Source organism: Aquimarina sp. 2-A2 (genome assembly GCF_045505135.1).
GTDB classification, from domain to species: domain Bacteria; phylum Bacteroidota; class Bacteroidia; order Flavobacteriales; family Flavobacteriaceae; genus Aquimarina; species Aquimarina intermedia.
In genome coordinates this window covers 100,470-113,357 of the sequence record NZ_JBJKFI010000003.1, presented here as the reverse complement: position 1 = coordinate 113,357, position 12,888 = coordinate 100,470, and the positions used below count along the sequence as shown (strand labels likewise).

Here is a 12,888-nt window from a genome sequence, read left to right as displayed (position 1 = left end):
TGTTTCTTTATTATAACATAAGTTAACCTTATATATTTTGACAAAAATTTTACTCCTTAGCGATACACATAGTTATATTGACGATCGCATATTACATTATATACAAGAAGCGGATCAAGTATGGCATGCTGGCGACATTGGAGACAATGCCGTTACTGATAAAATTAAAGCTCTTAAACCATTAATCGCAGTGTATGGTAATATTGATAATCATACGATCAGAAAAGAATTTCCTCTACACCAACGCTTTACTTGCGAGGGCGTCTCGGTTTGGATAACGCATATTGGTGGGTATCCTCCTAAATATAACAGCAATACAAGGGATGAGATTAAATCAAATCCACCTAAGCTTTTTATCTGCGGACACTCACACATACTCAAAGTTATGATGGACAAAAACAATGGCGTACTGCATATGAATCCCGGTGCAGCAGGTAAGCATGGTTTCCACAAAACCAGAACAATGTTACGATTTACTATAGATTCTGGAAAAATTGACAACCTTGAGGTAATAGAATTAGGAGCAAAATAAAACCCGAAGTTGGCATACTTCGGGTTTTAACGCACTAATACTACTAAGATTTTAGGTTTATCGTAATCGGTCTACAGATTTTACAAGATCTTCATCCCGTTTAATGGCACGATTGGCCATTACTAATAAAACGATAGAAATAATAGGAATCAACATCCCAATACCTTTCTCAGAAACAATTGTCTCTCCAGATACCGTTAGCGACCAATAAACAAATACTCCTAGTAAAATAAAGTTTAATAAGATATTGATACGCCCCAATACAAATTGAAGCTTTCGATTTTTAAATAAAAAAATTGCTACTAACGACAAACAAGCCGAAGCGATATAAAACCCAAAAATAGTAGGTTCGGTATACGCATACAATCCATCGCCTTGTTTATTTAAACCATATGGCAAAAATAGACAAACTGCACCAGAAACCCCAGCGGCAAGTAATAAGTATATCGTTTGTATTCGTTGTAGCATAGTACTGTTTACATATAAGGATAGCAAAAATAAGAGTTTCTTTTTATTATTAAGACTAAAAATTTAAAAATAAAGTCGTATACTTGCATCTATAATAGCGTAACCAATTCAATTAAGGTTACTTACCTTCAAAATAAAATTTTCCTAGAATTCTTCTTTAGAAAATTTATACCAAAACAAAAATTATATTACATATTTAAATGTTAGAAATTTCTGAATTAAAAGCGAAAAAGCTTCCTGAATTACAGGAAATTGCGAAAACCCTCAATGTACCTAAATTTCGTACTATGAAAAAATTGGATTTGGTATATCAAATACTTGATTATCAGGCTTCAAATCCAAACAAAGTGAAGGAAGTGGTGAAAACCGAAACATCCCCAAAAGAAAAAGAAGAAGATACTTCAAAAAAAACGGAGCAAAAACCACGACGTCCTCGTGCAAAGGTTATGCAAAAACCCAACCCTCCTTCAGAAAAAAGTTTTGATAAAAAGACAGCTTCCAGTGAGCCAGTTGAAACTAAAAAAGAACTTCCGACAGAAAAAACACCTTCTCCTGCACATCAGGAAAGGAAAAAGCCTGTACACAAGAGAGAAGACAAAAAAGAGGATAAAAAAGACAGCAGAAATAGACCTAGCGACAAAAATAAAAACAAGAACAACACTCCTAATAAACGCGACAACGGTAATCGGGACCAGGGAAACAGAGATAGCAGAAATCGCTATAAAGAACCCGATTACGAATTTGACGCCATCATTCAGAGCGAAGGTGTTTTAGACATCATGCAAGATGGATATGGTTTTCTCCGTTCTAGTGATTACAACTACCTATCCTCTCCTGACGATATTTATGTCTCTCAGTCACAAATAAAACTTTTTGGACTAAAAACTGGGGACACAGTACTCGGTCAGGTAAGGCCTCCTAAAGAAGGAGAAAAGTATTTTCCTTTAATAAAAGTGAATAAAATAAATGGAATGGATCCTCAAGTAGTACGTGATCGCGTATCATTTGAACATTTAACACCATTATTTCCACAAGAAAAATTTAATCTAGCCGACAAACAGAGCACGATCTCTACACGTATTATGGATCTTTTTGCCCCTATTGGTAAAGGACAACGTGGTATGATTGTATCTCAACCTAAAACTGGTAAAACAATGCTACTCAAGGATGTTGCTAATGCAATTGCAGCGAACCATCCAGAGGTATACCAAATGATTCTACTTATAGACGAAAGACCTGAAGAGGTAACCGACATGCAGCGTAATGTGAGTGGAGAGGTTATTGCTTCAACTTTTGATAAAGAAGCGCATGAACATGTTAAAGTAGCTAATATCGTTTTGGAGAAAGCAAAGCGACTGGTAGAATGTGGACACGATGTAGTAATCCTTTTAGATTCTATTACTCGTCTTGCACGAGCATACAACACCGTACAACCAGCTAGTGGTAAAATTTTAAGTGGTGGTGTTGATGCGAATGCTCTGCACAAACCGAAAAGATTCTTTGGAGCCGCAAGAAATATCGAAAATGGAGGCTCTTTATCAATCATTGCTACTGCATTAACAGATACCGGTTCCAAAATGGACGAAGTTATCTTCGAAGAATTTAAAGGAACGGGTAATATGGAATTACAATTAGATCGTAGAATAGCGAATAAACGAATCTTCCCTGCTATTGATTTAATATCTAGTAGTACCCGTAGAGATGACATCTTACTAGACGACACTACTATACAACGTATGTGGATTATGCGCAAATACTTGGCCGACATGAATCCGGTAGAAGCGATGGAGTTTATTAATCAACGTTTTAAGCAAACACGTAACAACGAAGAATTTTTAATATCTATGAACGGATAATAAAGAAACTTCTTTACACCTTATCAAAGCGGCTGTTGTTTTTAAAAACAACAGCCGCTTTCTTGTTTTATTCATTTACACATTAATATATGAAAGGTTGTTTGAGAAAAAGAGACTACCTTAGAAACAAAATCTTATACACATGAAATTTTTATCTTTAATCTTTATCATCATCCTTAGCGCCTGCAAAGGAAACAGTCAACAAAAAGAGTCTGATCACCAGCACACAACATCAGCAAATCAAAACCCTATACAAGTTGCACCCCAAGATGGCTATGAATTCGCATACTTTGCCAGCGGATGCTTTTGGTGTGTAGAGGCAATCTATGAAAGTGTACACGGAGTAAAAGAAGTTGTATCGGGATACGCAGGAGGACATACCAAAAACCCAACCTATGAGTCTAGCAATACAGGACGTACCGGACATGCCGAAGCAGTTGAAGTGCTATATGATCCAAATATTGTTTCGTTTAGCTCTCTAGTTGACATTTACTTTGGTTCACAAAACCCTACACAGATAAATGGACAGGGACCCGATAGAGGATCACAATACAGATCCATCATTTTTTATCAAAACGAAGCACAAAAAGAAATCATACTTAAAAAGAAAACTAAACTAGACCAAAAGTTAAATGCAAAAATTGCAGCAGAAGTCTTACCATTTCAGAAATTTTGGATTGCAGAAGCATATCATCAAGATTATGAGAAAAGAAACCCTTCGAATCCCTACATACAAAATGTTTCAATCCCCAGATTGAAAAAATTTCAATCAAAATTTCCGGAGCTTATAAAAAAATCTAACAGCCATTAAATTTTTTCGGTTTCTCGTTTTCCAGCGAGAACCGTATATAGCGTCAGCAAAAACCATAAACGGCAAAATAATTAGATAAACGGAAATTCCTGTTTTACGATACTATTAAAAACAGACAACAATAATCTTAAAACAGCTTAAAACACAGGTGTAATACACAAAAATATCGATGAAATACACTTCTAGGAATAGAAAAAATTAAAAAAAACGGGAAATAAAGTTAAAACATGTTGGTATTTTAAATATAAAAAGCTACTTTTGTTTATACCTTAAAGGTTTTCTTATCAGGACTTTAATCAACAATATTAAAGTTAAACTAAAGGGATTGAAGCCTAAGTAACTGATAAACAAACTTTTAAAGTGTTTTAGACTGCTTTTATACACTTGAGTTATTAACCAATTGTTGAAAAGTAATTTAAATTGACAAAAACTTAAAAGTTTAATTTTCGTTTTTATTAAAATGAATTTTTAAGTTTACCGAAAGTAATATGAAAGAAATTTCTTTACAGGATTTCAAGAATATTAATAGATAACCAAATCTACAATTTGAATTTTAACATGTAAACCCTAAGATTATGAAACCAATTTTTACATTTATCTTGCTCTTGGTGATCACATTTTCAAACTCTTTTGCTCAAACGTCAGAGCGTTATTTGATGTCTGAACGCAAACTTGAAGTGCGAAGTGGACCTGGAGCTAATTACAACATCATTGCCGAGGTTCCAAAAGGAACTCAAGTATATGTAATTAGCAGTGACTATGGAGACTGGAGTACAGTACAGCACAAAAACATTAATGGATTTGTTCTTACTACTCTTTTAACCGAAGACAGTAGAATTGCAGATGCAGAAAGAGCTGCGCAAGCTGCTGAAGCCAAAAAAGATGCGGCAAGAGCTGCTGCTGCAAAAGCAATTGCTAGTGCAGAGGCTGCTAAGAAAGCTGCAGAAGAAGCTGCTAGAAGAGCAATTGCTGAGGCTGAACGTTTAAAGAGAGAAGCTGAAGCACAAGAAGCTAAAGCTATTGCAGATGCTGAAGCTGCAAAAAGAAATCAGGCTGTTGCTGCTCGAAGAGCTGCTGCAGAATCTGAAGAAACTAGAAGAGCTGTTGAAGAAGCTAATAGAAGAGCTGCAAATACCGACCTAGCATCTTCTCCTATCGAATCAACAACACCGTCTTACGGATCTTCTTCTAGAGGAGCTGCTGCTGCACCAATGGCTGTTACTAAAGAAGATAAGTATTCTTCTTGGGAGAAAAAGACTTATAAGTCAGGTTCTGCACCGAAATCATCTTCGGTTAAGGCTAAGTATGACTATAAATTAGATAATTACTTAAAAATTAACGTAGGTAAAAATACTGAGGTGGTTGTTAAGTTATATCAAATGGGTAAAACGGCAGCAGATGATGTATGTGTTCGTGAGACTTATATTAAGAGTAACACTACACACTATATCAAAAACATCCCTGCAGGAGAGTACTACGCAAAAATTGCATACGGTAAAGACTGGAGAGAAACTGAAAAAAATGGAAAGAAATACGGAACTTTTACTCAAAACGCTTTGTATGAGAAAGGTCAGGATATCTTAGATTTTAACCCAGTTAAAACTTCAAAAGGAATAAACATTCCTTCTTATACACTTTCATTAGACCTATTACCTAATGGAGGACTTGGATACGGTAACGAAGACCAAGATAATATTGACGCTGATTCTTTCAACGATCAATAAGAATACTTGGAATGATTAAAAAAGTCAAGAGTTTTTAATCACCGTTTCCAATTTAAATGTAGAAAATATAATAAAATCCTCGTAATTACTTACGAGGATTTTCCTTTTTTAGATTGGTTGTTGTTCTCTATCCTTAGTAGTTATAGCAAGTATATTGATTGCTTTATACATTAGAGCGTATCGTATATAGCGACCGTTTAACGTAAGCTCAGTATTATTAACAAGCATAGGCCTCCCTATCGAATTATCATCATCTACTAAACTCATATTCCTCTTCAATCATTCCTGCATAGAAACAACGCAAGTATAGCTTAACAAGGAACTGCATATTTAAACCACAAAAAAAGCGAACAAATATAATTGCTCGCTTCTATATGCTATTCTATTTATTCCAATCTATGTATGCTATTATTCTAGTGTAATAAACTTTAACCTGAATTAAACCTATCTAAAGGCTCCAACAGGAATTAATTTAATACTTTGCGATGACGCTCTCTCGCCAAAAGGGTATTTTTTAATAACATAGCTATAGTCATTGGTCCTACTCCACCAGGTACAGGTGTTATAAAGGAGGCTTTTTTACTTACGTTATCAAAATCTACATCTCCCACAATTTTATAACCTTTCTCCGTACTATCATCTGCTACACGTGTAATCCCAACATCTATAACAACAGCATCATCCTTTACCATTTCGGCTTTTAAAAAGCCTGGTACTCCCAATGCAGAAATGACAATATCAGCTTGAGATATTATTTGAGTAATATTTTTAGTATGACTGTGAGTCAAGGTAACAGTAGAATTTCCAGGCCAACCTTTTCTTCCCATTAGTATACTCATAGGTCTGCCAACAATATGGCTGCGCCCGATAACTACTGTATGCTTACCTTTTGTATCTACTTCGTATCGCTCTAATAATTCTAGTATACCAAACGGGGTGGCAGGAATAAAAGTAGACATATCCAATGCCATTTTCCCAAAATTCATGGGATGAAAACCATCTACATCCTTATCAGGATCAACAGCTAACAAAACTTTCTGAGTGTCTATTTGTGGAGGTAATGGTAATTGTACAATAAAACCATCAATATTAGAATTATTATTAAGCTCTTCGATTTTAGTAAGCAATTCAATTTCGCTAGTAGTACTAGGCATCTTTACTAAAGTAGACTCAAAACCGATTCTTTCACAAGCACGCACCTTGCTGCCAACATACGTAAGACTTGCACCATCGTTGCCGACAATTACTGCTGCAAGATGAGGCACTTTCTCCCCTCTGTCCTTCATCTTTTGCACCTCAGCTGCTATTTCATTTTTAATATCGTTACTTACTTTCTTACCATCGAGTATTTTCATTGTTGTCGTTGTGTTGTGATCTATAAATATTAAAAGGTTATTGCATTTTATTCATCATCTGCATCATTCGTTTGCCGCCCCCACCTTGCATCATCTTCATCATCTTACTCATTTGATCAAACTGTTTCAACAGTTGATTTACTTGTTGCACCGAAGTACCTGATCCTTTACCAATACGCTTTTTACGACTCGCATTAATAATTTGGGGCTTAGTTCGTTCTGCAGGTGTCATAGAGTGAATTATCGCTTCAATATGTTTAAACGCATCATCATCAACATCTATATTTTTGAGCATTTTGCCGGCTCCGGGAATCATCCCCATAAGATCCTTCATATTACCCATCTTTTTAACCTGCTGTATTTGCTTTAAAAAATCATCAAACCCAAACTGATTTTTAGCAATTTTCTTCTGAAGTTTTCTTGCTTCTTCTTCATCGAACTGTTCCTGTGCACGTTCGACTAAAGAAACTACATCACCCATCCCTAAGATCCTATCAGCCATACGAGAAGGATAGAACACATCTAATGCGTCCATCTTTTCTCCCATTCCGACAAATTTAATAGGCTTATTTACAACGGATTTAATAGAAATAGCGGCACCACCTCTGGTATCCCCATCCAGTTTTGTGAGAATAACCCCATCAAAATTAAGGACTTCATTAAAAGCTTTAGCCGTATTAACCGCATCTTGACCGGTCATAGCATCAACAACAAACAAAGTTTCGTTAGGCTGTATTGTTTTGTGAATATTCGCAATCTCAGTCATCATCATTTCATCAATTGCCAAACGACCCGCAGTATCGACAATAACTGTATCAAAATCATTCGCCTTTGCATGTGCGATTCCTGCTTTGGCAATAGCTACCGGATCCGTATTACCTTTATCGCTAAAGACCTCAACATTGATTTGATCTCCTACTACATGTAACTGATCTACAGCAGCGGGACGATATACATCACAAGCAACCAATAATGGTTTTTTCTTTTTCTTATCTTTTAAGTAGTTTGCTAATTTACCAGAAAAGGTAGTCTTACCAGATCCTTGTAGTCCTGACATTAGAATTACAGATGGATTACCAGAGGTATCTATACCAACAGCATCTCCTCCCATAAGCTCAGTAAGCTCATCCTTTACCAACTTAACCATAAGCTGACCAGGCTTCAAACTTTTAAGGACATCCTGACCCAAAGCTTTTTCTCTTACCCTTGCAGTAAAATCTTTGGCTATTTTATAATTTACATCTGCATCCACCAATGCCCTACGAACTTCTTTAAGAGTTTCGGCTACGTTTACTTCTGTAATTTGCCCGTGCCCCTTGAGAATATGTAACGCTTTATCTAACTTATCACTTAAATTATCAAACATATGTTTTACTTATAAAATTGAACCCTACCCTGACGGGCAGTAAAGCTGCAAATTTAACGATTTTGAAGCATAAAAATCAACAAGAAGTGAAGGAATTATTTGGAGCCTAACCATTTCGTCATTTTGGATGACCAGGCTAATTTTTGATCTTTTTAAAATCCTGAATTTACATAAAAACAAAGAACCACTTAAACCTTTCGGCTTAAGCGGCTCTTTCCATCTAACCTACCAATCAAATCTTTATTACATATTTTCAGGATGAAAATTGAACTTTTGACCGCCGATTGTAGCTTCGGCCATTAATCCACCTTTTTGGTGAACAAATACAGCAACTCCGTTTTCAAATTGTGCTTTTTTTGCTACTCCTGTTTTAATTGCGATAGCGGATACTTCTGCGGATAGCTCGAATTTATCATTTTTAAAATTCTCCAAGGCTTTTTCTGTTTCAAAGAAGACAATTTCGGTATATGCTTTACCTCCTGCTTGCAATCCTACATCCAATTGCTTCAGTTCTGCAGTTCCAACATACATTCCATTATCGTATACAACCCCTTTTCCATAAGCTCCCCCAACTATAAATCCTCCTTTTCCTACGGTTGGGAATATTACATATCCTGCAGACTTATCAAAGAAGGATGCCATTGAAGGATCTGTTTGCAAAAGTTCAGTTTTTATTTCTTTCGCTTCGGTTTGTAATTCAAGAGACTTTTCTTGATCTATCTGAGCGTATCCTATCGAAACTAGAAATATCATCAATAGCATACTAATACAAGTTTTCATTTTCATCGGTTATCGTTTTAGTTATATTTCAAAAGTATTGATATACAATCCAAAAGGCTGTTAACGATGCGTTAGTATTTACTTACAGAAATAATAATTAAAATGAATTACTCTTAAAATATGCAAATAATCCTACACACAAGAGTTGTCCTGTAGGAGTTCATACTATATAAAATGAAAAAGATGTTTCTGACGAACTACATTCTTTCCGGAACCACAATTCCCAACAATGAGAATGAAGATTTAATGACAACCCCTACCAAATTTGATAACTGAACTCTAAAATGCATTTCTGCTTCGTTATCTGCTCCAAAAATTGAAACATTTTGAAAAAATGAATTATATGATTTTACTAAGTCATATGTATAATTCGCAATTACGGCCGGGCTTAGATCTCTGGCGGCTGTTTGTATAATTTCTGGATAAAGCTCTAATTGCTTAATCACTTCTCTTTCTTTATCGAGCAGCCCAATATTCTCTACCGGTGCTGACCAGTCAAAATCAGCTCTTCTCAAGATGGCTTGAATACGCGCGTAAGTATACTGAATGAAAGGTCCTGTATTACCTTGAAAATCTACAGATTCCTCCGGATTAAACAAAATTCGCTTTTTTGGATCTACTTTGAGAATGTAATATTTTAGTGCTCCTAATCCTATATTAGTATACACAGCTTGTTTTTCCTCGTCAGAGTATCCATCTAACTTTCCTAAATCTTCAGAAATTGTTTGTGCCGTAGTGGTCATTTCTGCAATTAGTTCATCTGCATCTACCACAGTCCCCTCTCTACTTTTCATTTTTCCACTTGGCAAATCTACCATCCCGTAGCTTAAGTGATGTAAATTCTCTGCCCAGTCGTACCCCAGTTTTTTGAGAATAAGAAACAGCACTTTAAAATGATAATCCTGCTCATTACCTACGGTATAAATCATACCACCCACATCTGGATTATCTTTTACACGTTGAATTGCCGTTCCTATATCTTGTGTCATATAGACCGATGTACCGTCACTACGCAACACCAACTTTTCATCCAATCCTTCATCGGTAAGATCGCACCAGACAGAACCATCTTCTTTCTTAAAGAACACACCTTTCTCTAAGCCTTCATCAATATTATCTTTACCCAATAAATAGGTATTGCTTTCATAATAATAACTATCAAAATCTACCCCCAGGGCTTCATATGTTTGAGCAAAACCCTCGTACACCCATTCGTTCATCCGTTTCCATAAGGCCACAACCTCAGGATCACCAGCTTCCCATTGTATTAGCATCTGCTGCGCTGCCAATAAGCTTGGAGCTTGTTGTTTAGCTTCTTCTTCGGATACTCCCTGATTGATTAATTCTTTAATTTCATCTTTATATACCTGGTCGAACTTAACATAATAATTCCCAACCAACTTATCTCCCTTAAGACCAGTTGATTCTGGGGTCTCCCCATTCCCAAAATTTTTCCATGCAAGCATCGACTTACAAATATGTATTCCGCGGTCATTAATAATTTGAGTTTTATAGACGCTAGCTCCACTCGCTTTAATTATTTCTGAAACTGCATACCCTAACAAATTGTTTCTGACATGACCAAGATGCAACGGTTTATTGGTATTGGGTGAAGAGTACTCAACCATCACTGCTGGCTCATCTTTTTTTGGATCAACTAAACCATAGCTTTTATTATCCTTGTGACTATTGAAAAAGTTAAGGTAATACTCATCTGCTATCTCAAGGTTCAAAAAGCCTTTTATCACATTAAAACCTTGAATTTCTGACACATTTGTAACCAAATACGCTCCTATTTGCTCTCCTATTTGAACAGGGTTTCTCTTTACCACTTTTAATACAGGAAAAACTACTACTGTAATATCTCCGGCGAACTCTTTACGTGTTGGCTGAATTTCAACAGTGTCCAAAGTTGCGTCATAAAGTTGCTGTACTGCTTGTTTAACGTGCGTTATAATGGTTTGAGAAAAGGTCATTTGCAATTCGCTTAGCTTATTAATAATTAAAATACTAAATGTGACTACTACGGTCTAAAAATCAGTCTGCAAAGATAAAAGAAATAATACGCTATCACTATAAGAATTATTGTCAATTGCTTATCTTGTAATAAAAATGCTAATCAACACTTCTCACAATGATCCTGAAGTAAAGAAAAAAATTATTTCAGAAGTGGGTGCACCCTTCACTTTAAAAGAACGTTTCAAACTAAAAGGTGTAGGATCCCCTAAACTTTATATTACTCAAGCCAGCATTCAGATTTACAATTTGCTACAACTCAATAATGACTTGAACACTTGTAATATTGAATTGAGACCATCTGGAATTATACTTGGTTTTCATATACGGCTGGAAACCTATGCACTGGTAATACCTTTTTATAAACTGTCCATCTACAAAGGAACCGCCGACGAATATTCTATTTATCGAGATAACTACTACGTTAAGATCAAAGCCAGTAGCCACGATAAAAAGACACACTCCTTCATCAAAAAGATTCTCAACTTAAAATCTGATCAACGCCCAACAGCTATTGAAGATTTATAACATATAAAAACAAACTTAAAAATATGCGAATACTTTTGACAGGTGCAAATGGTTATATTGGTAGACGACTACTCTCTGTGTTAATTGATAAAGGTCATTATGTTATCTGCTGTGTTAGGGACAAAAGCCGTTTTGTCGTTCCAAAGGAGTACAGCACAACTATGGAAGTGGTTGAAATTGACTTTCTAAAAGAACCAACACCCAATGATTTACCCCATTCTATTGAGGCAGCGTATTATTTAATCCATTCTATGAGTTCTTCTACGTCAGATTTTGACAAAAAGGAAGAGCAATCTGCTCATAATTTTAATACGCTCGTAGCAAACACTGATATTAAGCAAGTCATCTACTTAAGTGGGATTGTTAATGAAAAAAACTTATCAAAACACCTATGGTCCAGAAAAAATGTTGAAACCATCCTGTATGAAGGTAATTATAAACTTACAGTATTAAGATCTGGTATTATTGTGGGCTCAGGAAGTTCATCATTCGAAATAATTAGAGATTTATGCGAGAAACTCCCCTTAATGATCACCCCCAAATGGGTGAATACAAAAACACAACCCATCGCCATAAGAGATGTACTGAGTTTTATGGTAGGTGTACTCAATAATGATCAGTGTTATGATCAATCTTTTGACATCAGCGGACCAGATGTGCTTACGTACAAAGAAATGCTTAAAATTTATGCTAAATCAAGAGCTTTAAACTTAACAATTATATCGGTCCCAGTTATGACACCCAAGCTATCCTCTTACTGGTTATATTTTGTTACCTCTACTTCCTATAAATTAGCCCTCAATTTAGTTGACAGTATGAGAATACCGGTAATAGCTAAAGATAAAAGGCTTCAAAAAATACTCAATATCGAACCAATGTCTTATAATAGAGCGTTGGATTTAGCCTTTACTAAAATTGAACAAAACCAAGTAGTATCAAGCTGGAAAGACTCTATGATCAGTGGTCGCTTTAAAGAAGATCTCCAAAAATATATTACAGTACCCACACATGGCTGTCTAAAAGACACAAAACGTATGAAGGTTAAAAATCCCGATAAAGTACTTCAACGAATATGGCGTATTGGAGGTGATACCGGGTGGTACTATGGCAATTGGTTGTGGAGACTAAGAGGCTATATAGACAAATTATTTGGTGGTGTCGGGCTGAGGCGAGGAAGAACACATCAAAATATTATACACTCTGGGGATGCTTTGGATTTTTGGCGTGTACTTGTGGCGGATAAAAATAATAAAAGATTACTACTTTTTGCAGAAATGCGTGTACCCGGAGAGGCCTGGTTAGAGTTTGAAATTGACGATAATCAAATGCTTTATCAAACTGCAACCTTTAGACCAAAAGGAATTTGGGGTCGGATATACTGGTACGCCATGGTGCCTTTTCATTATTTCATTTTTGGAGGCATGATTAGAAAAATTGTTAATAATTCTTAAA

Annotated in this window: 12 protein-coding genes; 6 read left to right on the top strand and 6 right to left on the bottom strand. The window is 35.8% G+C overall.

The genetic code is table 11. The annotated features are described in order from the left end of the window. Positions 1-37 precede the first annotated feature (37 nt). Positions 38-532: a metallophosphoesterase family protein gene (locus ACJRPK_RS08835; protein WP_407139545.1), complete on the top strand. Its 495-nt coding sequence runs from the start codon at positions 38-40 to the stop codon at positions 530-532. 57 nt (positions 533-589) lie between these two features. On the opposite strand, the gene ACJRPK_RS08830 is transcribed toward ACJRPK_RS08835, so the two are convergent. Continuing rightward, a complete protein-coding gene (locus ACJRPK_RS08830) occupies positions 590-1,000 on the bottom strand; it encodes a DUF4293 domain-containing protein (RefSeq protein WP_148782639.1) in 411 nt (136 codons plus the stop codon). A gap of 200 nt (positions 1,001-1,200) precedes the next feature. On the opposite strand from ACJRPK_RS08830, the gene rho reads away from it, so the two are divergent. The 3 genes from rho (at position 1,201) to ACJRPK_RS08815 (ending at position 5,391) form a co-directional block, all read left to right on the top strand. Further along, positions 1,201-2,856, top strand: a complete 1,656-nt coding sequence (rho, locus tag ACJRPK_RS08825) for a transcription termination factor Rho (protein ID WP_407139544.1) — start codon at positions 1,201-1,203, stop codon at positions 2,854-2,856. Positions 2,857-2,998: 142 nt separating this feature from the next. Further along, positions 2,999-3,667 carry a peptide-methionine (S)-S-oxide reductase MsrA gene (msrA, locus tag ACJRPK_RS08820; RefSeq protein WP_407139542.1) on the top strand — a complete coding sequence of 223 codons (669 nt, stop codon included), beginning with the start codon at positions 2,999-3,001 and terminating at the stop codon, positions 3,665-3,667. A 575-nt stretch (positions 3,668-4,242) separates the two neighbouring features. After that, positions 4,243-5,391: an SH3 domain-containing protein gene (locus ACJRPK_RS08815; RefSeq protein WP_407139541.1), complete on the top strand. Its 1,149-nt coding sequence runs from the start codon at positions 4,243-4,245 to the stop codon at positions 5,389-5,391. Positions 5,392-5,499: 108 nt separating this feature from the next. Here the strand turns inward: ACJRPK_RS08815 and ACJRPK_RS08810 are convergent, their stop codons facing one another. From ACJRPK_RS08810 to argS, 5 genes are all read right to left on the bottom strand, one after another. After that, a complete protein-coding gene (locus ACJRPK_RS08810) occupies positions 5,500-5,658 on the bottom strand; it encodes a hypothetical protein (RefSeq protein WP_407139540.1) in 159 nt (52 codons plus the stop codon). A 200-nt stretch (positions 5,659-5,858) separates the two neighbouring features. Next, positions 5,859-6,746: a bifunctional 5,10-methylenetetrahydrofolate dehydrogenase/5,10-methenyltetrahydrofolate cyclohydrolase gene (locus ACJRPK_RS08805; RefSeq protein WP_407139539.1), complete on the bottom strand. Its 888-nt coding sequence runs from the start codon at positions 6,744-6,746 to the stop codon at positions 5,859-5,861. Positions 6,747-6,783: 37 nt separating this feature from the next. Further along, positions 6,784-8,112 carry a signal recognition particle protein gene (gene ffh, locus ACJRPK_RS08800; protein WP_407139538.1) on the bottom strand — a complete coding sequence of 443 codons (1,329 nt, stop codon included), beginning with the start codon at positions 8,110-8,112 and terminating at the stop codon, positions 6,784-6,786. Positions 8,113-8,355: 243 nt separating this feature from the next. Then, positions 8,356-8,898, bottom strand: a complete 543-nt coding sequence (locus ACJRPK_RS08795) for a YSC84-related protein (protein ID WP_407139537.1) — start codon at positions 8,896-8,898, stop codon at positions 8,356-8,358. 191 nt (positions 8,899-9,089) lie between these two features. After that, entirely contained in the window at positions 9,090-10,868 is a 1,779-nt protein-coding gene (argS, locus tag ACJRPK_RS08790) for an arginine--tRNA ligase (protein ID WP_407139535.1), read from the bottom strand. 136 nt (positions 10,869-11,004) lie between these two features. On the opposite strand from argS, the gene ACJRPK_RS08785 reads away from it, so the two are divergent. Continuing rightward, positions 11,005-11,436 (top strand): hypothetical protein, encoded by a 432-nt coding sequence (locus ACJRPK_RS08785; protein WP_148782632.1) that lies wholly within the window; start codon positions 11,005-11,007, stop codon positions 11,434-11,436. 23 nt (positions 11,437-11,459) lie between these two features. Then, entirely contained in the window at positions 11,460-12,887 is a 1,428-nt protein-coding gene (locus tag ACJRPK_RS08780; RefSeq protein ID WP_407139534.1) for an SDR family oxidoreductase, read from the top strand. Position 12,888 lies beyond the last annotated feature (1 nt).

Bases quoted from the DNA above. Each gene is read 5' to 3' on its own strand.
- ACJRPK_RS08830 (WP_148782639.1), bottom strand. From the start codon at position 1,000: ATGCTACAACGAATACAAACGATATACTTATTACTTGCCGCTGGGGTT.
- rho (WP_407139544.1), top strand. From the start codon at position 1,201: ATGTTAGAAATTTCTGAATTAAAAGCGAAAAAGCTTCCTGAATTACAG.
- msrA (WP_407139542.1), top strand. From the start codon at position 2,999: ATGAAATTTTTATCTTTAATCTTTATCATCATCCTTAGCGCCTGCAAA.
- ACJRPK_RS08815 (WP_407139541.1), top strand. From the start codon at position 4,243: ATGAAACCAATTTTTACATTTATCTTGCTCTTGGTGATCACATTTTCA.
- ACJRPK_RS08810 (WP_407139540.1), bottom strand. From the start codon at position 5,658: ATGAGTTTAGTAGATGATGATAATTCGATAGGGAGGCCTATGCTTGTT.
- ACJRPK_RS08805 (WP_407139539.1), bottom strand. From the start codon at position 6,746: ATGAAAATACTCGATGGTAAGAAAGTAAGTAACGATATTAAAAATGAA.
- ffh (WP_407139538.1), bottom strand. From the start codon at position 8,112: ATGTTTGATAATTTAAGTGATAAGTTAGATAAAGCGTTACATATTCTC.
- ACJRPK_RS08795 (WP_407139537.1), bottom strand. From the start codon at position 8,898: ATGAAAATGAAAACTTGTATTAGTATGCTATTGATGATATTTCTAGTT.
- argS (WP_407139535.1), bottom strand. From the start codon at position 10,868: ATGACCTTTTCTCAAACCATTATAACGCACGTTAAACAAGCAGTACAG.
- ACJRPK_RS08785 (WP_148782632.1), top strand. From the start codon at position 11,005: ATGCTAATCAACACTTCTCACAATGATCCTGAAGTAAAGAAAAAAATT.
- ACJRPK_RS08780 (WP_407139534.1), top strand. From the start codon at position 11,460: ATGCGAATACTTTTGACAGGTGCAAATGGTTATATTGGTAGACGACTA.